Here is a 25,518-nt window from a genome sequence, read left to right on the forward strand (position 1 = left end):
TATCTCTTCGCCTGATAACGACTTCTGTTAATTACGCATCATTTCCGCAGGGTAATACTTGAACTCAGCACGGTTTATCGCTATAGCTAAAACGGTTTAGCTATCAGGTTTAATCAGAGGAGTTTTTTATGTCTGTACGCGTATGGTGCCTCGGGGATGCCGTGGTTGATTTGCTTCCCGAAATGCCGGGTCGCCTGATGCAGTGTCCGGGTGGGGCGCCCGCCAATGTCGCCGTTGGAGTTGCCCGTCTGCAGGGAAACAGCGCTTTTATCGGGCGGGTAGGGGATGATCCCTTTGGTGAGTTTATGCGGCAGACGCTCATTGAAGAGAAGGTTGATACCCGCTACATGATTGCCGATACGCAGCACCGCACTTCAACCGTGGTGGTCGGATTGGATGACCATGGCGAACGTTCCTTTACCTTTATGGTGAGGCCGAGTGCTGACCTGTTTCTTGAGGCGCAAGATCTGCCCGTATTCCGGCAAGGGGAGTGGCTGCACTGCTGTTCCATCGCCTTATCAGCCGAACCTTCACGCACGGCGACCCTGACTGCCATGGAGCAGATCCGGGCAGCAGGCGGGCATGTCAGTTTCGATTTAAATCTGCGTCATGACCTCTGGCCCGATCCGGAACTGCTGCATGCGGTGGTGAACGAGGCGCTGAGCCATGCGGACGTGGTTAAACTGTCCGACGAGGAACTCGATTTTCTCTGTCCGGATCAGGAACCGGCTATCACCATGCCGCAGCTGGCAGTGCGATTCAGCATAAAACTATTGCTGGTCACGCGGGGCAGGGAAGGTGTGATCGCCTGCTATCAGGGCCAGCTATACCACTATGCTACTTCGCCCGTGGCCAGCATCGACACCACGGGCGCAGGTGATGCCTTCGTGGCCGGATTACTCTGGGGGCTGGCGAAGTCGGGTCTTCCTGCCGATGAATCGCAGCTGGCCATCTGCCTTACCAGTGCACAACGCTGCGGTGCACTGGCAACCACGGCTAAAGGGGCCATGACAGCACTTCCGCGGCTTCACCAGCTGGACCACCTGTCAGGCTGATTATCTTATTGCCCCTGTTTTGGGAGCTATCTCACAATCACTAAACCGGTTTAGCTATTTTCATTGCGCAGGGAAATTACCCGTGGCTATGATTTGCGCCTAAACCGGTTTAGCAAAAAATCCGGTGGTGATAGCCTCTCTTCAGGGACATAAAAAAATGAAAAAAAGCACGTTAGCAGTGAGCCTCTCAACGATATTACTTTCTACATCAGTCTGGGCTGACTCCAGTATGAGCAGCATTGAAGCACGCCTTGCGGCCATGGAGCAGCGACTGCAGGCAGCCGAGCAGCGAGCGAATGCAGCGGAAACCCGCGCACAGGTCGCGGAGAAACAGGCACAGATGGCTGAGAAGCAGGCACAGCAACTGGCTGCCGTGCAACAACAGACCCAAAACTCCACCGCTGAGGTCGCGCAGCGCACCGCGAAACTGGAACAAAAATCAGCCGATGAAGGTGGCTTCGAGTTCCACGGTTATGCCCGTTCAGGATTGCTGATGAACAGCTCGGCCGCCAAAACTCAGGGTGGCCCGACCGTTACCCCTGCCGGGGAAACCGGCGGTCACGTTGGTCGCCTTGGTAATGAACCGGATACCTACGTTGAGCTCAACCTCGAACATAAACAGACGCTGGACAACGGCGCCACCACCCGTTTCAAAGCGATGCTGGCCGATGGACAGCGCACCTACAACGACTGGACAGCCGCCAGCAGCGATCTCAACCTGCGTCAGGCGTTTGTCGAGCTCGGGCAGCTTCCCACCTTCAGCGGCGCATTCGATAACGCCACGGTCTGGGCCGGTAAGCGTTTTGATCGCGATAACTTTGATATTCACTGGATCGACTCCGATGTGGTGTTCCTTGCCGGTACCGGTGCCGGTATTTACGACATGAAATGGAGCGATCAGGCGCGCAGTAATATTTCCCTTTATGGTCGTACCTTTGGCGACATTGAAAACAATGAAAACACTGCGCAGAACTACATCCTGTCGCTGAATAACTTTGTCGGGCCGGTACAGCTGATGGTCAGCGGTATGCGGGCCAAGGATAACGACGATCGCCGTGACATCGACGGCCTCAGAGTCAAAAGCGATGCGGCAGAAACCGGCGTACATGCGCTGCTTGGCCTGCATAACGACAGCTTTTATGGGCTGAGAGAAGGCACGTCGAAAACTGCACTGCTTTATGGTCATGGACTGGGCGCAGAGGTGAAGTCGATTGGTTCTGATGGCGCACTGTTGCCGGAAGCGGACACCTGGCGTCTGGCGAGTTACGGTATTACCCCGCTGGTCGGCGGCTGGCACATTGCACCTGCTTTACTGGCTCAGCGTAGTGACGATCGTTACGTCAAAGGTGACAGCTATGACTGGGCGACAGTCAACCTGCGGCTGATTCAGGAAATCACCCAGAACTTTGAGATGCAGTATGAAGGCTCTTATCAGTACATGGATCTGCGTCCCGAAGGCTACAACAACCGTAATGCGGTCAGCGGCAGCTTTACCAAACTCACCGTTGCGCCAACCCTGAAAGCCGGTGATGTCGGTGACTTCCTCAAACGTCCGGAAATTCGTCTCTTTGCAACCTGGATGAACTGGGATCACCGGCTGGATAACTATGCCAGTGACGACGCTTTCGGCAGTAAAGGATTCGATGCCGGTGGCGAATGGAACTTCGGCGTACAGATGGAAACCTGGTTCTGACCGGGCGGCCCCGGATGCCGGGGCCAGAGATCAGGATGGATAAAAACATAACAAGATTGAGGTGTGTATGGAATATGTAAAAATATCGCGGGCATTGCTGCCCCTGCTGGGTGGTAAAGAGAACATCGCCAGCGCTGCTCACTGTGCCACCCGGCTGCGGCTGGTGCTGGCGGATGATGAAAAAGCGGATACGACCGCGATTGGCCGGATTGAAGGCGTTAAAGGCTGCTTCCGCAATGCGGGCCAGCTTCAGGTTATCTTCGGCACCGGCGTGGTGAACAAGGTCTACGCTGCCTTTATCGCCGAGGCGGGCATCAGTGAATCGAGCAAATCTGAGGCCGCTGATATAGCCGCACGTAAGCTCAACCCTTTCCAGCGCATCGCCCGCCTGTTGTCGAACATCTTTGTGCCGATCATTCCGGCGATTGTGGCATCAGGTCTGCTGATGGGCCTGCTGGGGATGGTCAAAACTTACGGCTGGGTCAATCCGGAAAATGCGCTCTATATCATGCTGGATATGTGCAGCTCGGCGGCCTTTATTATCCTGCCGATCCTGATTGGCTTTACGGCTGCCCGCGAGTTTGGTGGTAACCCGTTTCTTGGTGCGACACTGGGCGGCATTCTCACTCATCCGGCGCTGACCAACGCTTGGGGCGTCGCCGCCGGTTTCCACACCATGAACTTCTTCGGCATTGAAGTGGCGATGATTGGCTATCAGGGCACGGTGTTCCCGGTGCTGCTGGCGGTCTGGTTTATGAGCATGCTGGAAAAGCAGCTGCGTCGGGTTATCCCGGATGCGCTGGATCTGATCCTGACCCCGTTCCTGACGGTGATTATCTCCGGCTTTATTGCGCTGCTGATTATCGGTCCGGCAGGTCGTATGCTGGGTGATGGCATCTCCTTTATTCTCAGTACGCTGATTGCGCACGCCGGCTGGCTGGCAGGACTGGTGTTTGGTGGACTCTATTCGGTGATTGTGATTACCGGCGTCCATCACAGCTTTCACGCTATCGAAGCCGGGCTGCTGGGCAATCCTTCCATCGGCGTGAACTTCCTGCTGCCTATCTGGGCGATGGCGAACGTGGCTCAGGGCGGTGCCTGTCTGGCCGTATGGTTTAAAACCCGCGATGCGAAGATCAAAGCGATTTCGCTGCCTTCAGCGTTTTCCGCGCTACTGGGGATTACCGAGGCGGCTATCTTTGGTATTAACCTGCGCTTTATGAAACCCTTTATAGCGGGTCTGGTGGGCGGCGCGCTCGGTGGTGCCTGGGTGGTGTCGGTCCATGTTTATATGACTGCGGTCGGGCTGACCGGTCTGCCGGGCATGGCGATTGTCCAGGCTGGCTCTCTGCTCAACTATGTCATCGGCATCGCAATCGCGTTCACCACTGCATTTGTGATCTCTTACCTGCTTAAATACAAAACGGATTCTGAATAATGGCCTCATCAACACGTCTTGCCGCCATTCTGCAGGCGGTGATGCAGGGTATGCCAAAGGCGCTCAGCGACAGCCATTACCCTGGCTGGCATCTGGCACCGGTAACCGGCCTGCTAAACGATCCCAATGGCTTTATCCATTTCGACGGTGAATATCATCTCTTCTATCAGTGGAACGCGCTAGAGTGCGCGCATCAGCAAAAATGCTGGGGACACTGGCGCTCAGCCGATCTGCTGCACTGGCAGCATCAGCCCATCGCCCTGATGCCAGACGAGGAGTATGACCGCGGCGGTTGTTACTCGGGCAGTGCGGTAGACGATAACGGTGTACTGACGCTGATCTACACCGGCAATGTGAAGTTTGATGATGGCTCGCGCACCGCGTGGCAGTGTCTGGCGCAGCAGAACAGCACCGGCGGTTTTGACAAACTCGGTCCGGTTATCGCCGTGCCGGAGGGCTACTCCGGCCACGTTCGCGATCCCAAAGTGTGGCGTCATGAAGATTACTGGTACATGGTGCTGGCCGCGCAGAATACCCAGCTGCAGGGCAGGGTACTGCTTTTGCGTTCTGATAATCTGCGCGAGTGGCAGAACCTCGGCGAGATTGCGGGCAGCAAACTGGGCGGGCTGGACGCCGCTGGCTACATGTGGGAATGCCCGGATATGTTCACGCTCGGCGACAGCACCTATCTGATCTGCTGTCCGCAGGGTGTTATGCCTGAAGAGAAACGCTACCTGAACAGTCACGCCTGCGCCTGGCTGAGTGGCTCGCTGGATTATCAGCAGGCTGCATACCTGCACGGCCCGCTGAACGAAATGGATGCCGGGTTTGAATTCTATGCACCACAAACCACGCTGACCGCTGACGGCCGGCGTCTGCTGGTGGGCTGGATGGGAACGCCAGACGGTGAAGAGATGGCCCAGCCAACCGTGGCGCATCACTGGATCCATCAGATGACCTGTCTGCGCGAGCTGAGCTCCCGCAACGGCCGGCTCTGTCAGCAGCCGATTGCAGAACTGCAGGCGCTGCGGGAGAGGGAGCAGCATTATCAGGGCCGCGCCGATGACGCGCCGCCGATCGCCGCGCAGCGGCTGGAGCTTGAGCTGGAGAGCCTGGGCGATATAGAACTCAATTTCGCCGATACGCTGATCCTGACGTGGCAGCAGAATGAACTGCGGCTTGCCCGTCGCAGCCTGGTATCGGGTCAATGGACCTATCGTTACTGGACAGGGGCTGCACGCCGGTTGCAGATCCTGTGTGACCACTCCAGCGTTGAGATCTTCATCAACGACGGGGAAGGGGTGATGAGCAGCCGTTATTTTCCGGACCATCCGGCGATGCTAACCCTGCGCGGTCGCGCAGAACTGCAGGCCCGCTACTGGTCGTTACGTCGCTGCATGGTAGAATAAGCCCTTGTTTCACTAACCGATGCCTTGCCGTGAGAAAAACAAAACGCGTTACCATCAGTGACATCGCCGGGCTGGCTGGGGTTTCTAAAGCCACTGCCAGCCTGGTGCTCAACGGCCGTGGCGAAGAGTTACGGGTGGCGAAGGAGACGCGTGAGCGGGTTCTGACACTGGCCCGGGAACACCATTATCAGCCCAGCATACACGCCCGTATGCTACATGACGCCCGCAGTCATACGCTGGGGCTGGTGGTGCCGGAGATCACCAACCACGGTTTTGCGGCCTTTTCCCATGCGCTGGAAAATCTCTGTCGCGCCGCCGGTCTGCAACTGTTGATCTCCTGCACCGATGAAAATGCCGGTCAGGAGATGGCCGTGGTCAATAACCTGGTGGCGCGTCAGGTCGACGGGTTGATTGTCGCCTCCAGTATGCTGAGCGACAGCGACTATGTCAGCCTCAGCGAACAGCTGCCGGTGCTGCTGTTTGACCGCCACATGAACAATACCAGGCTGCCCTGGGTCATCACCGACTCTGTGACGCCCACCGCTGAGCTGGTCGAAAAGCTGGCGCGCACCTGTCCGGAGGAGATCTACTTTCTTGGCGGACAGTCTGACCTCTCCCCGACCCAGGATCGTCTGGCGGGATTCAAAGAGGGACTGATGCGGGCGGGTGTGACGCTGCGGCCGGAGTGGATAATTCAGGGTAACTACCATCCCGGCAGTGGCTATGAGATGTTTGCCGCGCTCTGTCGCAGGCTGGGACGCCCCCCTAAAGCGATGTTCACCGCCGCCTGCGGTCTGCTGGAGGGAGTACTGCGCTACATTAGCGAGCATAACCTGCTGACCAGCGACATCCGCATTGCCAGTTTCGACGATCACTATCTCTATGATTCACTCTCCATTCCGATCGACACGGTTGAGCAGAATGTCCCGGCACTGGCGCAGGCCTGCTTTTCTATGCTGACCACGATGATCGCTGGTGAGGATCCCGCTGACAGTCAGCTTATCCTGCCCGCCACGCTGCGGCTGCGCGGTTAACCGCCGGGCGTTGCAGTGCTTTACCATTCGACCGGCAGGGCGCTGACGCCGCGCAGATTAGCTCTGTGGTTGCGGCGAACACCAGCGGCCACGGGCCGCATCTCTGGCAATCGCGTCAGTAATACTTCCAGCGCCACCTCCATTTCTGCCAGTGCCAGCCGGTAGCCCATACAGTGATGTATACCGCCACCGAATGCCAGACAGCGCCCCTCATGCCGCCGGATATTCAGCCGTTCCGGAGAGGTAAATACCAGCGGGTCGTGATTGGCTGCACCAAGGCTAAGGAAGAAGCGGGTTCCGGGCGGGATGAGCTCTCCTGCCAACTCAATCTCTTCCAGAGTCGTGCGGTAAAGCATCTGGACCGAACTGTCGTAGCGCAGACATTCCTCTATGGCATCGGGTATCAGCGCATGATTCTGTTTCAGGCTCGCAAGTTCCTGCGGATGAGCATGCAGGGCCAGAATGGTGTTGCACAGCATGTTTGACGTAGTTTCATGACCGGCAAGAAACAGCAGTATCACATTGGCGATGATCTCATCGTGATCCAGCCGGTCGCCGTCACTGCCGCTGCGCAGAAAAAGCGACACCAGATCGCTGGCGGTGCTATCACGTCGGGAGACGATCACGGCACTGAAGTAACTTTCCAGTACGGCAAAAGCTTCAGCGGCTTTCAGCAAATCCGCCTGACTGATTTGAGGATCGAAAACCCTGACCAGCGCAGAGGTAAGGCGACCCAGTTCTGGTGCATCAGATTCTGAAACATCCAGCATCCGGCAGATAATGCGCACCGGTAGCGGAAAAGCGAATGCCTGAGCCAGATCGCAGGCACGACGGCCTTCCAGTGCATCAACCAGTTCATTGGCTATCGTCAGCGCCATCTCCCGGAGGGATTTAATCTCCCGGGCGCTGAACGCCTTCATAACCAGTCCTCTTAACCGGTTATGATCGGGTGGGTTCAGCACCAGAAACATTCTGCTGATACCCAGAAACAGGGGCAGTCTGGCTGCATCATCACCAAATCTTACTCTGACACTTTCCATATAATTTTTACCGACCCGCCGGTCGTTCAGCAAGGCGTCCACCACGGCGTGACTGCCGCTGATGATGATCTTATCTCCGGCAGGGATAAGCGGTCCCTGCTGATGCAGTTTTCGATAAAGGGGAAAGGGATTGTCAGAGTAGTCGGGGTCCATGAGTTCATGAAGCTGCATAGCGTACTCCGCTGATAGAGGATTAGTGCTGGCGCTGAATGCGGGAGAGGGAAGCGAACAGGCTGTTTTTATCACTCTCACTGAGGTGAGGTGCCGTGAGGTGTGACATCAGAAATTCTTTGTCCTCCTGCGAGAAGGCGCCGGTCATCAGCCGCTGGCTGATCGCCGTCAGGAGCTGGGTATCCAGCTGTTGTATCTGCTGTCTGGTCTCGGCCAGATCCCTGACAGGAACAGCGCTGTCTGGTGATGAGAGCCAGTCAGCCCGATAGCGATACTGGATCGCCTTGCTGGCGTTCATCAAAGCGTGCACAAACGGCTCCACTGAGTGGGGTTCAAGCCCGGCCTGTTGTGCGTTTTGCAGCATATGATCCAGCACCACCTGCTCCCGAGGCAGATCCTCAATAGGTAAATGATGCAGTGCTTTATAACCCGCCACCGCTTTCATCACCTGCATCCGTTCATTGAGCGCAGAAGAGAGTGATCCAAGAGAAACAGATGAAACCGAACCTGCAAAAACGTTACTGCACATAAACAGTGAAGAGAAAAAAATTGCCACAAAGTGAGTCATTTGCCTGCTCCATAAATGAAAACTGGCACTAATTTATGCATGAAAAAATAACTATGTGTGATTATTTTGTTTTCAAAATGTGAATCACAAGGCGGGTCAGTGAAATGAGAACAGGTCATTAATTTTAAAGTTATTTTTTATCTTTATGGTCATTAAAAATTCACATTAATTTGCAATGCTGGCGGGTTGATTGGATATGACGTTTGAATGGATTCCCCCCTGATGCAGGTGGCGTTGCGCCATTTACGTCATCTCTGTGATGCCAGAATGATTTTACGAGGCATGCCGGGTAGTGCGCACAGGAAAGCGCCATGCCGATCAGGGTTCAGGTATAATATGTTCCGCGAGTGTGGCCGTTTTTTAGCAGCAAAACGAGGTAGGTATGTCTGTATCCGAAGCTACTACCGGTGGTAAAAGTGTCGCGGCGTTAGTTGAGAGCCTGGAAAAACAGGCGGCAAAACGTTCAGACGCGAACTGGCACGAAGGTCTGAAAAGCAGCACCAAAATCGCACTGGAAAAAATTAATGGTGCGTTTGCTGCAAAATGGATCAGCGCAGACGAGAGCCTGAGCCTTAAGCAGCGCGTTTACAGTGTGCAGGATAAGTTGATTGAGCTGGCTTTATGGTGATTTAAATTGCCTGTCGGCCGGCTCGTAAATCGGCAGGGGTAAAAAACTGATATTTCAGCACGCAGCGTCGCCCGGCATTTTGCGCGCTGCGCAGTGAAGGGGTGTTACCGGGCAGAATGGTACCGGTCAGCAGTGCCTTCTCACCATAATGATGATGAAGCTGCTGCAGCAAACGCTGCTGAGCGCGCGCGGCGAGTCCACGGCCCTGATAAGCGGGCATAATCACCTCATCCATAATCTGAAACCCCTCAATAAAGGTCAGTCGCCGGGGGACACAAATCATCAGCCCTGCCACTATGCCCTGCCAGATAATCAGAAACACATGTCCCGCGGCGATATCCTCCCGTAATTCCTGCCTGCTGGTTGCCAGTAACTGATCGCGCAGATGCGGCAGCGTGTGCCAGCTGGCACGATAGGCGCGGTTAATCGCCGTGATACAGGCGGGATAATCCTTCCGGCGGGCTGTCACCAGTGAAATATCTTCGTCGACAGGAACAGAGAGTGAAGCCAGGTCGCTGAGGAAAAGCAGTTGATCGGTTATACCGATGTCAGGATAAGTCGCAGGCAACAGGATGCGCAGCTTCAGAGGTTTCAGCGGCTGCCATGCCTGCATAATGGCGCTAGCGACCCTGTAATCGATGATGCCGTCACGCGCAACAACCTCAATAAAGGGCTGTGCAGGATCGCCACCCAGATAGCGCGGCCCGGTGAGATAACGCTGGCCGTTTATCGTTAGTTCTCGCTGCAAAAAGGCGTGCTGGGGCAGACCGGTTTCACGCCATGGAAAGGCGGAAGAAAAATGGTGATCGTGGCATCGTGTCTGCTGCTGCGCCAGCCAGCTGGCAAGCCAGTCGCTGAGACGTTCAGATGAGACAGGAACAGTACGGTAGAGCGACACCATATAATCCAGCATAAGATTCCTTATTGCCCGCCGTCAGTGATCTCCTGCCTCGCTCCGCGATACATCTGTACCGTTACCGGATTGCAGATGAGGCTGATGAGAGTGTAAACGATGTGCTCTGTTTATGACCATCTCAACCTCTCAGCCAGCACCATTACATCCCCTCTGCATGACGGCTCTGGACCTGCCAGACGGTGCAATGCTGACAATGTGAGCAGGTATACGTCATCTTCTGCGATCGCTTATCGTCGCCACCCTCTGAGCTGCATTAAACATGGGTTACGATCTATTCGGGTCTGGCTGGATTTCGTATACATGGTCAAATTAATTGATGAAATAAGGCAGGGTTGCCCAAAAATTTAAATGGGAAATAGATGCGAAATTTTTACGTAAATAATACGGAATCAGATAATCGGCAGCCGATAAATGGATTATGATAAAGAGGATTTTCAATAATTATAAAATGTTCGATCTTTTTAACACCCGGGGGTTACATGGTTCATATTGATTTATGCACCCAGGAGGGCGTGATGAAAGCTTATGCTTTTCAGACGCCGATGCAGGCAATGACCCTGCTGGAAAAAATTAAAAATGATGAATTTCAGTGGTTTAATCTGGAGTGGGAAGGGCGCCGCTATACCTGTCCGCATCATTTTATTAAAAGGCTCAGCAGCCGCTCTTATATTAAATCGTTCTGGCGTTAAATTCGCTTAAAAGATAAGGCTGATGCACAATTACTTATTATTGATGCAGGTTTTATTTAACTGTTCTACGCATATTTTTAACGTAATGATAAACGGGGCAGAGCCTGCCCCGTTATTTTCAGCGACCATATGGCGTTGTTATCACGGTCAGCGGTAATAATAGTGCGTCATCTGCACAGATACCGGCCTGCTCAGTATCATTATTATCGCTTAATCATTTTCTGCTGTTGCTTATCAGGGCTATCGAAACGCTAAACAATCCTTTATGCAGGGCTGGACGGTTGTGTGCTGCGCCCGGCAATGCGCCGTGATCCTGTGTAAATCATCTTCTGTTCGGCCCTTGACGTGAAACGTCTACTGTTACACTCAGATGACACTTAATCCGGATCCCGACTGCAATGCCCCATGAAAAAATGCGCCTTCGCTCGCTGCTGACTTTGCTTTCCATCGGGGGCGTCATTCTGACCTCCGGTCTGCTGCTGAGTGCGCTGCTGCTGTTTCAGAAGGCCAACATCGAAGACAGTCTGCTTGAAGGGAACATTGCCTATGCCCGCAAGCTGGCTGATACCACCGATCGTTACCTGGCGACAGCACAACGTGAACTGGCCTGGAGTGCGTCGCAGATCAAGGGGCTTAGTGATATTAAACGACTGGAAGGAGAGAGCGATCGCCTGCGAATGCAGTCGGGTTTTTTCAACTCGGTGGTGGTGGTAAATCATGATGCCATTATTGCAGCAACCTCACCCGATAGTCTGAATCTTATTGGCGTGAAGCTGCACTCAGTTGCCAGCCTGCAGGCCATAGCGACTCAAAAGCCTTTTATCTCTGCTCCTTTTACCTCCGCGGCCGGTAACTATGTGGTGTTTTTATCACAACCTCTGTTCAGCGAAGATGGCCGCTATCTGGGCTACATTGGCGGGACTATTTATCTCAAGAAACAGAGCATGCTGAGCGAAATCCTGAGCCAGCATTTCTATTCCAATGGTTCAACGGTCAGCGTGGTCAGCAATGAAGGGCTGATTATTTTCAGTCATGACGCGGCGCGCGTCGGAACAAAGATGCTGCTGAGTCTGGCACTGCAGAAACGGCTCGCCACGACGGAAAGCGGGCATTTCACGCTGGAGAGTGAGGGGCAGCACTATCTGACCGGCTATGGCACACTGCATAAAACCGGCTGGAACGTTTTTATTACCGGCACCTCTGAAACGGTCAGGCATATTCTGATGCGCACGGCAGAAAGCGCCGTCTGGTTCGTTCTGGGCATTATTGCCGTAACAGCGGCCATTATTGCCTTTATGGCCGGTCGAATCGCCTCTCCACTGGAAAAGCTGGCGGACAGAGTGCGTGATGGCGGCAGCGAAGCCCAGGCGGAATCTCTCGCCTCGGTTAAAACCTGGTATTACGAGGCTGATCGGCTCAAAGAAGCCGTGCAGGCTCATCGGCACGCCGTTGCGGGTCATCTTGCCGCGCTAAACGATGAAGCGATGACCGATCCGCTGACCGGGCTCTGCAACCGACGCGGATTTTCGGCGCTGGCGGCGCAGTCAGACAGTGAGCATGAACAGTGTGCCATCGCCATTGATATTGACCATTTTAAGAAGATAAACGACTGGTACGGGCATGACGCGGGCGATGCGGTTCTGGTGAGCCTGGCAGCGTTGCTGCGTCAGGCTTGTCGTACCGGCGATATCGTCAGCCGGTTTGGCGGCGAGGAGTTTATTCTGCTGCTGCCGCATACCACGCTGGCTGATGCCGTCCGCACCGCGGAACGCATCCGTGAGACCGTCAGCGCCACCACCTTCCCGTTTGCCGGAACGATGACCATCTCAGCCGGGGTGGCTTCACGGAGCGATCAGGATAGCGATCGCGACTCTCTGCTGCGGCGTGCCGATGAAGCGCTTTACGAAGCAAAAGCCGCCGGGCGTAATACCGTCATCATTGCCGGAGCTGAGGAGTTCAGCGCGTCTGATTCGGCCGGGTAAGATTCCGGGGTGTGTGGGACAGGCTCAGCACTTACTGCGTAATCGCCAGCCGAGCCACTCATCCAGTGCCGCTTCCGGCAGCGGCCTGGAGTAGAAAAAGCCCTGCGCCTGGTCGCAGCCGAACTCGGTCAGCGCCGTAACGGTTTCCGCATTCTCCACGCCCTCAGCCAGCACCATATAATCGAGATCTTTAAGCATCGCAATAATACTGCGGGCGATGACGCGCGATGCGGTGTCAGATGAAATTTCGCTGATCAGTGAACGGTCCAGCTTGATCACATCCAGCGGAATGCGCCGCAGATAACTGATGTTGCTGTAGCCGGTACCAAAGTCATCCAGTGAAATACCGAATCCACGAAGTTTCAGCATCTCAAGCCCCCGCATTGCGGTCGCGCTCTCCAGAATCCGTTCCGTCTCCAGACACTCAATGCCCAGCAGCGAAACCGGGAGCTTCGCCCTGATCATCTGTTCTTCCAGCTCGTCGGCAAAACCGTCACGTGAAAAATCGCTGCTGCTGACGTTAATGGTGATGGGCAACTGAATATAGCTGTTGCGCAGCCGGGAGAGCCGGGCGATTGCGTGCTCTGTCACCCAGGTGGTCAGTTCACTGAGCAGCTCGGTTTGCACGGCAAAGGGTAAAAACTGTGCAGGAGACAGTTCGCCGCGCTGCGGATGCTGCCAGCGGATCAGGGCCTCCAGGCCAATCGGCTTGCCGCTGTGCAGACAGATTTTAGGCTGATACGCCAGCCACAATCCCTTATCCTGGCGTATCGCGATGGCCAGGTCATGCATCAGGGTAAAGTCCTGCGTATGGCGCGTATCAGTGGCCTCGCTGAAAGGCATCGAGGCGACGTCGCGTGTGATGGCCTCGTGCAGCGCGCTGACCGCACGCCGCAGGATCTCCTGGGCAGGCATCTCCCCGGTATTGAAACTCGCCTCACCGGTGTGGGTCATCAGTGCAACCGACAGCCCATCGCCGAGATCCGCGCTGATCCCGGCCAGCTTGTTTGCCACCCAGTTAGCAGTGAGTCTGCTCTCCTGACGTGTCAGCAGGGCAAAGCGCCCGGTGGCTACGGTGTAGAGCATCTCTCCTGGCGCAGGCCTCAGGCGCAGCGGCAGCAGTGTCGCCACATCTTTCAACAGGCTTTCAACCGGTCCCATGCCCATTGAGCGCGCAAGCTCGTAGGCACGCGGCATATCGATACAGTCAATCAGCACCAGCCGCCGTGGCGTGGTGTCACCGGAGGCGGCAAGAAACTGCAGGTCGCGAATCAGACGCTGGCGGTTGGGCAGACCGGTTACCGGGTCGGCAAAGCCAGCCGAGTACCAGGCCTCAAGAAATGACATCACCAGTGCCGCCAGCATCTTTAGCATGGCGACCTGATCCGCATTAAAGGGATGAGGCGCGGTGTCAGTCACGCACAGCGTACCCAGTATCAGACCTGTGCTGCTTTTAAGCGGTACGCCGGCATAAAAGCGGATAAAAGGCGCGCCAACAATCAGCGGATGCTCAGCAAAGCGGGTATCCAGCAACGTATCGGGTACTACCACGGTGCTGTCACTGTCCACTGCATGCCGGCAGAGCGAGTCCTGCCGGGAGGATTGAGTGAGTGTGAAATTTTGCGCAGCCTTAACATGCTGCATCTCATCATCCAGTACGGAGATAAAGCTGCCGGGTATACCGAGTGCCTGGCTGGCCAGCCGGACGAACTGTCGCAACACATCGTCACGACTTTCGTCGTTACTGCGCAGCGCGTGCAGGGTTCGCGTGCGGCAATCGTCGCCGCCGCTGAGACTCATAAGCATGGATTCCTCCGCACCGGCTGGTTACGGCGCGAAATTAAACAGAAAAATTGAAGGGTATGATGTCATGACTACAGGCAAATTCTGCAAAAAGAAAGAGTCATGACCATTTATTTTTTATCCCACTGCACGCCATTGCTGGTCAGAATAGCAAATCACTTTTCTTTAACGAAATATTTTAGTAATCACGATTCTATTATTTTGTCGTTAAAAACTTTTAATTTCTTAAATATCCTGCCAGTATACAGAGTATAAACATAGTGCACTATATAATAACGCACTAAAGTAGATGACATAACTTATTTTTGTTTAATTTTAACTACACCAATGACAACATCGGGGAAACCTCATGAATTCACTCAGGCATTTCACTATCCGCCGCGTTGTGCTGTGGATGATGATCGTCTCACTGGGCATCGTCGTGCTGGCCGGTGGCTACAGCAGCCAGGTCGTGCGCGATATCTTTCGTCAAACCGATCGTTCAGCCGTTCTGACGCAGCAACTGAGCTTTCTGGCGCACAGCGCTATCGTCATGCAGAGCGGTACGTCAGCCGATAAAAACGCGCTCGTCGCCTCAACCCCGGCCGATGCTGACTGGGATAACGTCCGCGCGGCACTTACGACAACCCCCTCAGAATACGCAACGGTTGCACGTGCGCAGCTGGACAAGGTGACGCAGCAGCTGGCACGGAATCAGGCACCCCTGAAGGCTGACCGGCATCGGCTTGAGGGAGTATTGCTGGCAGCACTGCTGGCGGCAGTGGCGTTGCTGCTGTTTTGTGACCGCTATCTGGTCGTCCATCTGGTGCGTCCGGTAGGTAAAATTCGCGGTCATTTAAAAATTATTGCCGATGGCGATCTGACGCGCGAGCCGGAAGATCTGGGGCGCAACTGTGTCGGGCAACTGGTGCCGCTGGTCAAAGAGATGCAGCACAGTCTGTTGCAGACGGTCAGCGCTATCCGAGACAACGCAGCCATTCTTCATCGTGAAGCGGGGGACATCGCAGCGGGTAACGCCGATCTCTCCGACCGGACATCCACTCAGGCTGCTGCGCTGGAGCAGACCGCAGCCAGCATGGAGGAGATTACCGTCACCGTGCGTCACAATGCACAGAATGCCCGCGAGGCACGTGAACTGGCTGCCAGCACCACGGATACGACTCAGCAGGGCGTGGAACTGGTTCAGTTGGTATCGGCAGCCATCACCAGCATCGCTCAGGGATCAGAAAAAATCCGGCAGTTCACCACCACTATTAATGGTATTGCGTTTCAGACCAACATTCTGGCGTTAAACGCCGCTGTAGAAGCTGCCCGTGCGGGTGAACAGGGCCGCGGCTTCGCGGTAGTCGCCAGTGAGGTACGTTCACTGGCACAGCGAAGTGCTGCTGCCTCTAAAGAGATCGAAGAGCTGATTGCCGATACCGTGGTACGCGTTGACGATGGCCGGCGGGCGGCTGAGAGCGCAGGAACCACCATGGAGGCCGTGCTGCACGGCGTCGGCGGCGTGAATGAACTGATCGGACAGATTGCGCTGGCTTCGGATGAACAGAGTAAAGGGATTGCCCAGGTCACGGTCGCCGTTGCAGAACTTGACCGCGTAACGCAGCAGAATGCGACGCTGGTTCAGCAGGTTTCGGCGACAGCAGACAGTCTCAGTGGACAGACTGAAACGCTGGGCAGCGTGATTACGCGCTTTACCCTGCCGCATCACCCTCTTGCCGTAGAGCCTAAACGCGTCACGCCTGATGAAAAAGGCGGCTGGGCAACGTTTGCGCGGGCATAGCCTGAACGTATTTTTTCTGAACTGTAGATAATGTCTGTCCGGCACGGAATAACGATTAATATTCACTCTTTTTAAAAGAGGGATGAAACGGTCATTTTTTGTGACTGTGATTGACGTTGATCATCATTCGATCAACGCCACCATTCAGAATGGCAATTACTATTCTCAGCGGTGCAAAAATTATCCGGGCAGCGATTTAAATATAATTCAGGTTATTTTCTCTGTTTTTACTGGTGCGTTACGCTTTCCTGATAAGTGTAAAACGCCGGGCTGTTAAAACTTAACTCAAATTTATGTTTTGGCCGCAGGCGTGTACTTCCGCCCGGCCATCTCGCCGGGGCACCGTATGCGGAGCGTTTATATGGGAAATCAGATTTTACAGCGGCCTGTCGCCGTCCAGCACAACGTGCGTGAGCTGCGCCTTGCGGCCGGTCTCTCTCAGGAGATTGCAGCCGAGCGTTTCGATCTTAGCCAGCGTGTCTGGCAGACGAAAGAAGCATCGAAAAATCCTGCGCTGCTCAGTCAGGGAGAATATGAACTGCTGATGCTGCTCGCCGGAGAGCATCCGCACTATCAACTGGTACCAAAGCTGAAAAAGTAAGGCGTTCATCCTCTGTTTTCTCTTAAGTAAAGTCATGTCGGGCCGATATACAGAGCTAAGCGAGGCGCATTACCGCCTGTCTGATCTGCTCTGGCCAGATAATCCTGGGCGGTCCGCCGCACTCTCTCTGGCAGGCATAACGTGTTAACTGATGCCTCGCTGTCTGCGGTGTCAGCTTTATCGGACTCAGCGCGGCAACCTGTTGCTGCCGGGTTTACTGACGGGCCTTTCTTCCGGCAACGGATCGGCAGCGAACTCTGCGCGTTCTGTCTGATTGAACGTGTCCTCTTTATGCTGTGTCAGGCCAGCCACAGCAGATAACATCAGAGGAGAGTTACGCTGAAACGTCCAGTTTATCATGATGCCGAGGCGGCTCGCCTCGACGCACTTAAGCAGTATCATCTGATGGATTCACCGCCGACCGATGCGCTGGATCGCCTCACTACGCTTGCCGCGCGGCTGTTTCGGGTGCCGGTCGCTTTTGTCTCGCTTATCGACGAAAAGCGGCAGTTCTTCGCCTCCCGGTACGGTTTAAATATTTCAGGTACGGCACGCAACGTCGCCTTCTGCCACCATACGCTGGCGCAGGGCGATATCCTCTGCGTGCCCGATACGCTGAAAGATCCGCGCTTCCGCGACAGTCCGCTGGTTCACGGCTACCCCTTTATCCGCTTTTACGCGGGGATCCCGCTTTCGACCCCGGATGGGCATCATATTGGCACGGTCTGCCTGACCGACAGCCATCCTCGTGAGCCGTTAACTGCAGAGGATCGAAAGCATCTGAACGATATTGCTGCACTGGTGATGGATCGCATGGAGATGCATCGTCTGGAGTTATTGCGCTACACCAGCCAGCAGCGACTCGAGGCGATCTCATCCACTTCGCCTGACGCCATTGTCTGCACCGACCTTCGGCGTGGCATAACCTTCTGGAACCCGGCCGCCACCGCGCTGTTCGGCTACAGCGCAGAGGAGATGCGCGGCCAGTATATCAGTGAGCTGATCCCTGCTCGCTGTCAGACTGACTACCGTAATGAACTGGTCCGGATTACCTCTGACGAAGCAGCTATCTCGCACCCACGCTCTTTGCAGATATGGGGTGTCACGCGTGAAGGTCGTGAATTTCCGGCAGAGGTCTCTTTTTCGGGCTGGCGTGAAGAGGGCGAACGGCTGGTGGGCATGATCATCCGCGATGTCACGGCCCGCTATGAGAGTGAGGCGCGGCTCTGTGAGCTGGCCTCACTGGATATGCTGACACGTCTCGCCAGCCGCAGCGCGTTTATGGATCAGGTCGGCCAGCTGACCAGGGCGGGCGTCCCCTATACGTTACTGATGACCGATCTCGATGGTTTTAAAGAGGTTAACGATACGCTGGGGCATGCTGCAGGCGATGCGTTGCTGTGCCACGTTGCCGAACAGATTCGTGCGGTGTGCGCCAGTGCCGTGACGGCTGCGCGCCTGGGTGGTGATGAATTTGTGATCCTGTTAGCAGGCGGCAGCGCAGAGGCGGCGATCACGGCGGAGAAACTGATTGCGGCCGTTCAGACGCCGTTCCGCTATCACGACTCACCGGTGGTGGTCGGTGCCAGCACCGGCATCGCCTCCTATCCGGAGCACGGCAGGGATCCCTCTTCGGTGATGTCCGCCGCTGATCTGGCGCTCTATCGCGCCAAAGCGTCGGGTAAAGGCTGCAGCATGCTGTTTATGCCCGCGTTTCGTGAAGCGGAGCAGCAGCGGCGCCGTTTTGAGCGCGAACTGGAAACGGCGGTGCGGCAGCAGCAGTTCACTCTTTACTATCAGCCCCGCTACGACGTTGAAAGCGGAAAGCTTATTGGCTGCGAGACGCTGGTGCGCTGGCAGCATCCGACGCGCGGGCTGCTGTTGCCGGCTGAATTTATCGGCATGCTGGTTAAAAGTCCGCTTTCAGTCACGCTGGGTGAATGGATCATCCGCAGTGCTCTGGCACAGGTCCGGCAGTGGCAGGTTCGCTCTCCTCAGCTTCGCGTCAGCATTAACCTGTTTCCGCGCCAGCTGGCAGGGAACAGCCTGGAGACGGTAATACGTGAGAGTGCCGGAGGCGATGCCGGTTTTGTTGAGCTGGAAGTGGATGAGCCACTGCTGGCCGTGCTGATGCAGGATATGCCGGTTCAGGTTGACGCCGTACGCCGAACGGGAGCCTCGTTCGTTATCGATCATTACGGGCGTACGCTAGGGGCGATTAACCTGCTGCGCTATAGCGTTGTGACGGGTTTTAAAATCGATAAGTCGATGACGCACGAGCTGGGTTCCAGCATGCGGGTGCGTATGATGTTCCGGGCCATTACCGCGCTCGGCAAAAGCCTGGGTATCCGGGTGGCCGCCGAAGGGGTGGAAGACAAAGAGCAGATCGCTTTTGTTACGGCCGCCGGATGCGACATTATGCAGGGCAATGGCCTGTGCCAGCCACTGACGCCGGCGGACTTTGAGGCGATGCTGTGCGGAGAGGAGCACTGTGCGCCCGCTATCGCTATCGCCAGCGGTTATGACGTTACGCCACGCTAATCGGTCTGATTGTGGCGAGCGTAGCGGAGGATGCCCGACGCTGATAGTCTGCGCCTCAGGGTGAGTGTGCGGGCTGGTATTCCTGTTTCAGCAAGCCGAAGATCCAGTCATCCTGCCACTGGCCGTTGAGGAAGAAGTTCTGCCGCAACGTCCCCTCCTGCACAAAGCCCGCTGAAATCAGGGTCCGGCGTGAGGCCGCATTGCCTGCTGTCACCGTCGCGATCAGTTTGCGGTATTCCTGTTGCTCAAAGCAGAACGTGATAATGGCATGCAGAGACTCGCTGCCGTAGCCTTTGCCCTGCGCATCTGCGGCCAGAATAAAGCCAAACTCCGCAATACCCTCTCCACGATCGATAAACCCGCAAAAGCCAGCCGGAGCACCGGATGTTTTTTCTCCGATAACCAGACAGAGCCAGTGCCTGCAGCCCTTGTACCAGGCGGGCAGGCGGACATCAAATGAGTGGGTTCTGATCTCTTCAGCGCTGCGCGGATCGCTGATGTACTGCATCACCGATCTATCCTGACTGACTGCCAGATAGAAGGGCCAGTCTTCCTGCCGAAGTGACCGATAAGTCAGACGCGGCGAGGTGACTTTCAGCGGTATTTCAGCCGGTACTTTAGCAGACTCTTCAGTTGTCATCGTGCAACTCCCTGCGGATCGGATCTCTGTGGCGATGGCGCAAAAATAACACAGAGTGGCTGACTGGCGGGACGCGCTTTCGCCGCTCTGCGAGTTATCCCGCAATCCCGACGCAATCTCAACAGCTCCTGCTCTCGTGCATTGTCCAGCTCCCGCTTGCCACATTTGCTCTTATCGCTGCGCTGTCAGGCCTTCTGCCCACTTCATTGCTACGCTTTTAGCCAGATGGCTGAAATTGACCCTGATGAGAGTAATCCCCATGGAATTGAAAACGTTTGAAACAGCAGCCTGGGCTGCGCTGCAGGAATCTGCGACCGATCTACAGGGCGGATTTCGTTATCTGATGCTCTGTACGGTCGATGCTCTGTTGCAACCTCAGGCGCGCACCGTGGTTCTGCGCCAGTGTGCCGACGACCGCCGGATGCTGACATTTCATACGGATGTTCGCAGCCCGAAGTGGCAGGAGATGGCGGCGAATCCGCAGGTCACCGTGCTGGGATATTGCCATCAGCGTCGCCTGCAGTTACGGCTGGCAGGGCGGGTTGCGTGTTATGCGGCGGGAAGTGATGTTGCCCGGGCAGCCTGGCGTGCGTTACCGCAGCACACGCGGCAGACTTACACCGGCGGACCTCCGGGGGAAGCACGGGCAACGGCTGATGAGACGCCTGACGCGGCAGCAACGGAAACCGGGGAATCCCGCTTTGGCGTGGTGATTTTGCAGGCCAGTGTGCTGGACGCCTATCAGCTTCAGCGAAACGAAAATCAGCGCGCCCTGTTTCGCTATTCGGCTAATGGCGAACAGCAGGAAAGCGAATGGCTTAACCCCTGACCCGATATGCCTGATTCACTTCGGGTCGGGTTAACGCCTGATTGATCCTCTTTCCGCACGCGATAAAAGAGATTTCACTGTCTGCCGCTTCGTTAGCTGTTTTTTATCTGCCGCACCGCTTAATCGATTTTAGCACCACGTTATCTTCATATAATGGCGTTTTTCTGCTTTTTCCTGTCTTTTGTCATTGTTTGTGCCAGGCTTTAACTAACCGAAAAGCAGTGACTTATGCTCAAGGTAAAGAAAAGTACAAATGATCGCTCTGTATTACAGGCAGGTTAAACATGAACAATCAACCTCCTGAAAAACCAAGGTCAGAGGGTAGCGACCAGGTGCTAAGCCTGGCGGAGGAAACCGTTGAGGTCTCGAAACAGCGGGTCATCGACGGTCATGTCAGGGTTACCCGACAGGTCACTGAGCATCAGCAGAAGATTGCGCTGATGCTCCGGCACCAGACGGCGGAAATAGAACGCATTCCTAAATCGGAACGGCTGGCTGAGATGCCGGAGATCCGTGAAGAAAATGGCGTTCTGATCATTCCTGTCGTTGAAGAGGAAATCGAGATCGTTCGTCATCTGGTGCTGAAAGAGGAGTGGCATATCCGCAAAGTTGTCAGTGAGGAAGCGACAGAACAGGTCGTCTCCCTGCGCAAACAGCACGCTCACCTGACCCGAACACCCTATTCAGAGCCGTCCGAATCCATCACCGAGGAACACAACATGGCGCGTGAAACAATCGTAACAATGTTCAGCAATATCTCACTGGCAGAGGGTGCAAAGCGTAACCTGATCAAGGCCGGGTTCCTGGATGATGACATTGATATCATCTCCGGTGATCGTTTGCGTACCGAAGGTCAGGAGGCCCGTCACCCTGGCTTCTGGCAACGCCTGTTCGGCAATACGCTGGAGGAGGATCAGGCCGAAGTGTATGAAGACGCGATGCGAACCGGCGGAGTAGTGCTGTCGCTGCGCGCCGATGAAGATGAGTTACCTCGCGCCCTGGGCATCCTTGATGCACATGAAGAACTTACCGAGCGCAGTGCGGCGCTGCCCGATGATTACGCGCCCGGTTACGCGACCAGTGATGGTCTGACTGCACCTGCCAGTGGAACGCTTCAGGATAATGCCGCCGTCGATCCGCTCTCTAACGATCCTGCCCATCGTGGCGCTGCCCGTACCGCCCTGACCGGTGACGAAAGTGACGAGGATGTACTGCGTCTGGCCGAGGAGCGACTGGAAGTGGGTAAACGTCTGGTAAGTGAAGGTTCAACCCGCGTTCGTCGCTACACTGTCACCGATCAGGTCTCAGAAAATGTCTCGCTGCATGAGCAGCACGCCGCAATCTTCCGTCGTCCGGTGAATGAATCAGGTTCACCCACTCATGTTGACTGGTCTGAAAAAACTGTCGAAGTGGAAGAGACGCATGAGCAGCCCGTAATTAATAAGACCGCGGAGATCATTGAAGAGGTGGTGTTACGCAAAGAGACAAGCGATCGGGTTGAAACTATCAACGATTCGGTACGCCGTCAGGAAGTGGATATTGACCATGCCAGTACAGATCCTCTCGGTGCAGACCGGCTGACCGGGAATCGTACTGTGGCCGATCCGTTGCTTGAAAGCACACGTCAGGCCCGCGCTGACCACGACACTCGTCCGGTAACGCCAGGCAGCGAGCCAGCGCATAAAGAGGGTTTTGCTGAGAAAGCTGGTGATAAAATCGCAGAAGCGAAAGAGAAAGTCGAAGACAAGTTTAAAAAGCCGTAATGCCGGAGCGGTGATTGTCGCCTTCTATGCCTGAAAACCCGTCGCAGACGGGTTTTTTTCATAAATCACACTGAAATTCTGTAGGCAATTTAATGGCATCACTTAGACCTGACACCCGTTGACGGAGAATGGCCACAGTGAAAGTTGTATAGAGCTCTCGTCTTAAGTGTGTGTACGTTATTCGTGAGCTGCCCCTAGTATTAGATACAACGATCAGTTAGTAATGTCGGTTTGTTCACCTTCTGATTTTCCATTTCTCCAGCCTGCTGCAAATTCAGACGGCGTCTGGTAATTCAGCGATGAATGAGGTCTGGACTCGTTATAGTCCTGCCGCCAGTCATTAATGATTTTCCGGGCATGAACAATATCGCTGAACCAGTGTTCATTCAGGCATTCATCGCGAAAGCGTCCGTTAAAACTCTCAATAAATCCGTTCTGTGTCGGTTTACCGGGCTGAATAAGCCGCAGCTCCACGCAATGCTCAAAGGCCCATTGGTCAAGTGCTCTACAGGTAAACTCCGGCCCCTTGTCAGTTCTTATCGTAGCCGGATATCCGCGAAACAGCGCAATACTGTCCAGAATATGCGTGACCTGCACGCCTGAAATCCCCAAGGCAACAGTGACAGTCAGGCATTCCTTTGTGAAGTCATCGACGCAGTTAAGGCACTTGATCCTGCGACCGGTGGCCAGTTCATCCATGACGAAATCCATTGACCAGGTCAGATTGGGCGCATCCGGGCGAAGCAGCGGAAGCCGCTCAGTCGCCAGATCCTTACGACGTCGTCTGCGCTTCACACTCAGGCCGTTAAGGTGATAAATGCGGTATACCCGCTTGTGGTTGACGTGAAGGCCCTCACGACGCAATAACTGCCAGATCCGCCGGTAACCAAAGCGACGGCGTTCAGGTGCCAGCTCTGTGATGCGTAGAGATAGCTGCGCGTCAGCAGCCGGACGCTGAGCTGAATAACGGCAGGTTGAAAGAGACAGACCTGCCAGCCTGCAGGCACGACGTTGCGACAGACCCGTTGCATCACATATGACTTCCACGGCTTCCCGCTTCTGGTCTGTCGTCAGAACTTTCGACCCAAAGCCACCTGAAGCGCCTCCTTATCCAGCATGGCTTCGGCGAGCAGCTTCTTAAGGCGGACGTTCTCCTCTTCAAGTAACTTAAGCCGCTTTACCTCAGGGACTTCCATGCCGCCAAACTTCTTGCGCCAGGTGTAGAAAGTAACGTCTGAAATAGCATACTTACGGCAGAGTTCCCGTGCAGAAACCCCGGCTTCGGCCTCGCGGAGGATACTGATGATCTGTTCGTCGGAAAACGCTTCTTCATGGGGATGCCCTCATGTGGCTTATGAAGACATTACTAACATCGGGGTGTACTAATCAACGGGGAGCAGGTCATATCAGTCATAGCACCATCGCCTGGCACGTGCTGACTCGATTACCATCCCGATAGTAAGAGGGATGGCCTCGCGCGGGTTTTTTGGATAGTAGAGGCTGAAAGTCACCAGATCAGAATCCATTCCAAACGCATCGAAGACGTTCTGAAGGCATTCCGCAGCGTCCTCCGGGTCAAGCTTCATGTCCTGATTAAGCGACATCTCTGGCGTAAGTGTTTTTTTCCGGAACGTAAGCAGCGATCGGCCGTTCCACGGCTCAATGAGTGCCATTACGCGTGCCTGTGTGTCATCTACCATAACTTATCCTCCCCGCGAGCGATGGCATTGTACAGTCTGACCGAATTGAAACTGATATCGGCAACGTCTCTGGCCAGAATCACCCAGCCCACGACGGGTATCGCCCGACCGACAAAGGTGCTGAGCTTATGCGTAAAAAGTATACGCGCGGTCCGGGGCGGGTATCCCCCTACGATGGTGGGGAGCTTTATGCCGAAAGGAAACTTGGCGTTAGGGAATACTCTGCGTGCTGCCCTTGAGGCATAGGAGGTACCCTTGAGAGCATCGCGCGGTTTGGTGCGGGTAGTCAGGACATTACGTCCAGACAGGATGGCCACGATCGCTCCGAAGTCATCAATGCCCAGCTGTTCAGCGACTTCTTCACAGAAAATCATGAAAAAGAGCTCACCAGCGGTGAGGTTCGGTCTGCCTGCGTAGAAATAGGTGTTATTGAGTTCTTCAGTCGTATCCACTGCCAGCTCCCACAAGTTCACTTCATTCATCATCCTGATGCTTCTTAAACAATACCTCGCGCGTTCATGCTTGACAACCTGATGGTCTGGGACAGGATAATAAAAAACGGTAATTTCACCTCATCTCCCTGAAGGCATTCGCGGCATCATTTCAGAAATGGGCATGGTTTCGCTATCCTTATGAATTAAATGATTTTTTTATGCCGTCAGCACGCTGAATAACGGGAGCGGGACGGCACCAGGCACTCTGGAGTGCATACCTGGCCATAGAGAGATAAAGGTTATAGAAAGGTTCGTGGGGTATTAAACATTTCCCATTCTTTATATCCATACCTTACATAGACCTGCATTTATCGATACCACCGGAATCTACATCAGAGTCACATAAGCGATTTGCTAGTGATGGCTTTGCCTTATTTAAGTTTGCTCCAGGGTTTTCTTAAGAGATAAGAAGGCTTCCTGTACATGCTGGTTACCAGTCTGTGCTGCCACGAAGCGATGAACCCCCCTCGCGTTGTGCAGACCGCGATCCCTGACTACCCTTGCTGTTGTTTCTATTCCCAAAGCGGACCGGATAGCCTGAACGCCGGATTAGCATCTGCAATTTTTAGTCATTAACGGCAGGCGATCGTGAATCTGCCGTGCATTATCAATCAGGGAAATCATGACAGAACAACGCAACGCCGATCATTACCGCGCTGATGAGCACATTGATCCTTATATCTCGGTTCAGGGTGCAAGAACACATAATCTCAAAGATGTTTCACTGCGATTTCCCCGCAA

21 protein-coding genes are annotated in these 25,518 nt (G+C 54.8%); 13 read left to right on the forward strand and 8 right to left on the reverse strand.

What is annotated here, in order from left to right; genetic code table 11:
• The first annotated feature begins 128 nt into the window (after positions 1 to 128).
• The 5 genes from cscK (at position 129) to ACMGGP_RS19850 (ending at position 6,629) form a co-directional block, all read left to right on the forward strand.
• Positions 129 to 1,055 (forward strand): fructokinase, encoded by a 927-nt coding sequence (cscK, locus tag ACMGGP_RS19830; RefSeq protein WP_498798761.1) that lies wholly within the window; start codon positions 129 to 131, stop codon positions 1,053 to 1,055.
• 229 nt (positions 1,056 to 1,284) lie between these two features.
• Entirely contained in the window at positions 1,285 to 2,748 is a 1,464-nt protein-coding gene (locus ACMGGP_RS19835) for a carbohydrate porin (RefSeq protein ID WP_498798762.1), read from the forward strand.
• Between the two features lie 67 nt (positions 2,749 to 2,815).
• Positions 2,816 to 4,186, forward strand: coding sequence for a sucrose-specific PTS transporter subunit IIBC (locus ACMGGP_RS19840; protein ID WP_498798763.1), 1,371 nt, complete (start codon positions 2,816 to 2,818; stop codon positions 4,184 to 4,186).
• Positions 4,186 to 5,595 carry a sucrose-6-phosphate hydrolase gene (locus ACMGGP_RS19845; protein WP_191924818.1) on the forward strand — a complete coding sequence of 470 codons (1,410 nt, stop codon included), beginning with the start codon at positions 4,186 to 4,188 and terminating at the stop codon, positions 5,593 to 5,595. Before ACMGGP_RS19840 ends, ACMGGP_RS19845 begins: the two co-directional genes overlap by 1 nt.
• A gap of 29 nt (positions 5,596 to 5,624) precedes the next feature.
• Entirely contained in the window at positions 5,625 to 6,629 is a 1,005-nt protein-coding gene (locus ACMGGP_RS19850; protein ID WP_033759898.1) for a substrate-binding domain-containing protein, read from the forward strand.
• Between the two features lie 20 nt (positions 6,630 to 6,649).
• Here ACMGGP_RS19850 and ACMGGP_RS19855 read toward each other — a convergent pair whose 3' ends face one another.
• A complete protein-coding gene (locus ACMGGP_RS19855; protein WP_498798764.1) occupies positions 6,650 to 7,840 on the reverse strand; it encodes a cytochrome P450 in 1,191 nt (396 codons plus the stop codon).
• Positions 7,841 to 7,862: 22 nt separating this feature from the next.
• A complete protein-coding gene (locus ACMGGP_RS19860; protein ID WP_010256917.1) occupies positions 7,863 to 8,408 on the reverse strand; it encodes a chorismate mutase in 546 nt (181 codons plus the stop codon).
• 382 nt (positions 8,409 to 8,790) lie between these two features.
• On the opposite strand from ACMGGP_RS19860, the gene ACMGGP_RS19865 reads away from it, so the two are divergent.
• Positions 8,791 to 9,036 (forward strand): hypothetical protein, encoded by a 246-nt coding sequence (locus ACMGGP_RS19865; RefSeq protein WP_010256916.1) that lies wholly within the window; start codon positions 8,791 to 8,793, stop codon positions 9,034 to 9,036.
• A gap of 1 nt (position 9,037) precedes the next feature.
• Here the strand turns inward: ACMGGP_RS19865 and ACMGGP_RS19870 are convergent, their stop codons facing one another.
• Positions 9,038 to 9,949 (reverse strand): GNAT family N-acetyltransferase, encoded by a 912-nt coding sequence (locus ACMGGP_RS19870; protein ID WP_064689867.1) that lies wholly within the window; start codon positions 9,947 to 9,949, stop codon positions 9,038 to 9,040.
• Positions 9,950 to 10,467: 518 nt separating this feature from the next.
• Between ACMGGP_RS19870 and ACMGGP_RS19875 the strand changes: the two genes are divergently transcribed.
• Together ACMGGP_RS19875 and ACMGGP_RS19880 are read left to right on the forward strand one after the other, a co-directional pair.
• Positions 10,468 to 10,641, forward strand: coding sequence for a hypothetical protein (locus tag ACMGGP_RS19875; protein WP_010256913.1), 174 nt, complete (start codon positions 10,468 to 10,470; stop codon positions 10,639 to 10,641).
• 398 nt (positions 10,642 to 11,039) lie between these two features.
• A complete protein-coding gene (locus tag ACMGGP_RS19880; RefSeq protein ID WP_498798765.1) occupies positions 11,040 to 12,623 on the forward strand; it encodes a sensor domain-containing diguanylate cyclase in 1,584 nt (527 codons plus the stop codon).
• Between the two features lie 24 nt (positions 12,624 to 12,647).
• On the opposite strand, the gene ACMGGP_RS19885 is transcribed toward ACMGGP_RS19880, so the two are convergent.
• On the reverse strand, positions 12,648 to 14,429 hold the full coding sequence (locus ACMGGP_RS19885; protein WP_029519494.1) for a sensor domain-containing diguanylate cyclase: 1,782 nt from the start codon (positions 14,427 to 14,429) through the stop codon (positions 12,648 to 12,650).
• A gap of 346 nt (positions 14,430 to 14,775) precedes the next feature.
• Here ACMGGP_RS19885 and ACMGGP_RS19890 point away from each other — a divergent pair, with 346 nt between their 5' ends.
• The 3 genes from ACMGGP_RS19890 to ACMGGP_RS19900 all read left to right on the forward strand — a co-directional run bounded on the left by ACMGGP_RS19890 (position 14,776) and on the right by ACMGGP_RS19900 (position 19,351).
• Complete coding sequence (locus tag ACMGGP_RS19890; RefSeq protein WP_498798766.1) at positions 14,776 to 16,209, forward strand: methyl-accepting chemotaxis protein; 1,434 nt, start codon at positions 14,776 to 14,778, stop codon at positions 16,207 to 16,209.
• Positions 16,210 to 16,570: 361 nt separating this feature from the next.
• Positions 16,571 to 16,810 (forward strand): hypothetical protein, encoded by a 240-nt coding sequence (locus ACMGGP_RS19895; RefSeq protein WP_010256895.1) that lies wholly within the window; start codon positions 16,571 to 16,573, stop codon positions 16,808 to 16,810.
• A 405-nt stretch (positions 16,811 to 17,215) separates the two neighbouring features.
• Positions 17,216 to 19,351 (forward strand): putative bifunctional diguanylate cyclase/phosphodiesterase, encoded by a 2,136-nt coding sequence (locus tag ACMGGP_RS19900; RefSeq protein ID WP_010671971.1) that lies wholly within the window; start codon positions 17,216 to 17,218, stop codon positions 19,349 to 19,351.
• A gap of 55 nt (positions 19,352 to 19,406) precedes the next feature.
• Here the strand turns inward: ACMGGP_RS19900 and ACMGGP_RS19905 are convergent, their stop codons facing one another.
• On the reverse strand, positions 19,407 to 19,991 hold the full coding sequence (locus tag ACMGGP_RS19905; RefSeq protein WP_045139833.1) for a GNAT family N-acetyltransferase: 585 nt from the start codon (positions 19,989 to 19,991) through the stop codon (positions 19,407 to 19,409).
• A 259-nt stretch (positions 19,992 to 20,250) separates the two neighbouring features.
• On the opposite strand from ACMGGP_RS19905, the gene ACMGGP_RS19910 reads away from it, so the two are divergent.
• Positions 20,251 to 20,820 (forward strand): pyridoxamine 5'-phosphate oxidase family protein, encoded by a 570-nt coding sequence (locus ACMGGP_RS19910; protein WP_498798767.1) that lies wholly within the window; start codon positions 20,251 to 20,253, stop codon positions 20,818 to 20,820.
• Between the two features lie 284 nt (positions 20,821 to 21,104).
• A complete protein-coding gene (locus tag ACMGGP_RS19915; protein WP_498798768.1) occupies positions 21,105 to 22,583 on the forward strand; it encodes a YsnF/AvaK domain-containing protein in 1,479 nt (492 codons plus the stop codon).
• A 213-nt stretch (positions 22,584 to 22,796) separates the two neighbouring features.
• Here ACMGGP_RS19915 and ACMGGP_RS19920 read toward each other — a convergent pair.
• The 3 genes from ACMGGP_RS19920 to ACMGGP_RS19930 form a co-directional block, all read right to left on the reverse strand.
• Positions 22,797 to 23,890, reverse strand: a protein-coding gene (locus tag ACMGGP_RS19920) for an IS3 family transposase (protein ID WP_311978592.1) whose coding sequence is annotated in 2 segments (ribosomal slippage) — positions 22,797 to 23,659 and positions 23,659 to 23,890 — 1,095 coding nt in all. Because the reading frame shifts where the segments join, the coding sequence is not laid out codon by codon here.
• Positions 23,891 to 23,989: 99 nt separating this feature from the next.
• The gene (locus tag ACMGGP_RS19925; protein WP_022624214.1) at positions 23,990 to 24,283 is read right to left on the reverse strand and encodes a DUF1493 family protein; all 294 of its coding nucleotides are present in this window, start codon (positions 24,281 to 24,283) and stop codon (positions 23,990 to 23,992) included.
• Positions 24,277 to 24,768 (reverse strand): STM2901 family protein, encoded by a 492-nt coding sequence (locus ACMGGP_RS19930; RefSeq protein ID WP_498798769.1) that lies wholly within the window; start codon positions 24,766 to 24,768, stop codon positions 24,277 to 24,279. Before ACMGGP_RS19930 ends, ACMGGP_RS19925 begins: the two co-directional genes overlap by 7 nt.
• Positions 24,769 to 25,518: the final 750 nt, after the last annotated feature.

The organism is Curtobacterium sp. BNK-1, from assembly GCF_048685235.1.
Lineage (GTDB): Bacteria > Pseudomonadota > Gammaproteobacteria > Enterobacterales > Enterobacteriaceae > Pantoea > Pantoea agglomerans.

Coding starts and splice junctions, on each gene's coding strand:
- ACMGGP_RS19860 (WP_010256917.1), bottom strand. CDS start 8,408: ATGACTCACTTTGTGGCAATTTTTTTCTCTTCACTGTTTATGTGCAGT.
- ACMGGP_RS19910 (WP_498798767.1), top strand. CDS start 20,251: ATGGAATTGAAAACGTTTGAAACAGCAGCCTGGGCTGCGCTGCAGGAA.
- ACMGGP_RS19890 (WP_498798766.1), top strand. CDS start 14,776: ATGAATTCACTCAGGCATTTCACTATCCGCCGCGTTGTGCTGTGGATG.
- ACMGGP_RS19855 (WP_498798764.1), bottom strand. CDS start 7,840: ATGCAGCTTCATGAACTCATGGACCCCGACTACTCTGACAATCCCTTT.
- ACMGGP_RS19930 (WP_498798769.1), bottom strand. CDS start 24,768: ATGATGAATGAAGTGAACTTGTGGGAGCTGGCAGTGGATACGACTGAA.
- ACMGGP_RS19840 (WP_498798763.1), top strand. CDS start 2,816: ATGGAATATGTAAAAATATCGCGGGCATTGCTGCCCCTGCTGGGTGGT.
- ACMGGP_RS19870 (WP_064689867.1), bottom strand. CDS start 9,949: ATGCTGGATTATATGGTGTCGCTCTACCGTACTGTTCCTGTCTCATCT.
- ACMGGP_RS19835 (WP_498798762.1), top strand. CDS start 1,285: ATGAGCAGCATTGAAGCACGCCTTGCGGCCATGGAGCAGCGACTGCAG.
- ACMGGP_RS19880 (WP_498798765.1), top strand. CDS start 11,040: ATGCCCCATGAAAAAATGCGCCTTCGCTCGCTGCTGACTTTGCTTTCC.
- ACMGGP_RS19895 (WP_010256895.1), top strand. CDS start 16,571: ATGGGAAATCAGATTTTACAGCGGCCTGTCGCCGTCCAGCACAACGTG.
- cscK (WP_498798761.1), top strand. CDS start 129: ATGTCTGTACGCGTATGGTGCCTCGGGGATGCCGTGGTTGATTTGCTT.
- ACMGGP_RS19875 (WP_010256913.1), top strand. CDS start 10,468: ATGAAAGCTTATGCTTTTCAGACGCCGATGCAGGCAATGACCCTGCTG.
- ACMGGP_RS19900 (WP_010671971.1), top strand. CDS start 17,216: ATGGATTCACCGCCGACCGATGCGCTGGATCGCCTCACTACGCTTGCC.
- ACMGGP_RS19885 (WP_029519494.1), bottom strand. CDS start 14,429: ATGCTTATGAGTCTCAGCGGCGGCGACGATTGCCGCACGCGAACCCTG.
- ACMGGP_RS19905 (WP_045139833.1), bottom strand. CDS start 19,991: ATGACAACTGAAGAGTCTGCTAAAGTACCGGCTGAAATACCGCTGAAA.
- ACMGGP_RS19915 (WP_498798768.1), top strand. CDS start 21,105: ATGAACAATCAACCTCCTGAAAAACCAAGGTCAGAGGGTAGCGACCAG.
- ACMGGP_RS19925 (WP_022624214.1), bottom strand. CDS start 24,283: ATGGTAGATGACACACAGGCACGCGTAATGGCACTCATTGAGCCGTGG.
- ACMGGP_RS19845 (WP_191924818.1), top strand. CDS start 4,186: ATGGCCTCATCAACACGTCTTGCCGCCATTCTGCAGGCGGTGATGCAG.
- ACMGGP_RS19865 (WP_010256916.1), top strand. CDS start 8,791: ATGTCTGTATCCGAAGCTACTACCGGTGGTAAAAGTGTCGCGGCGTTA.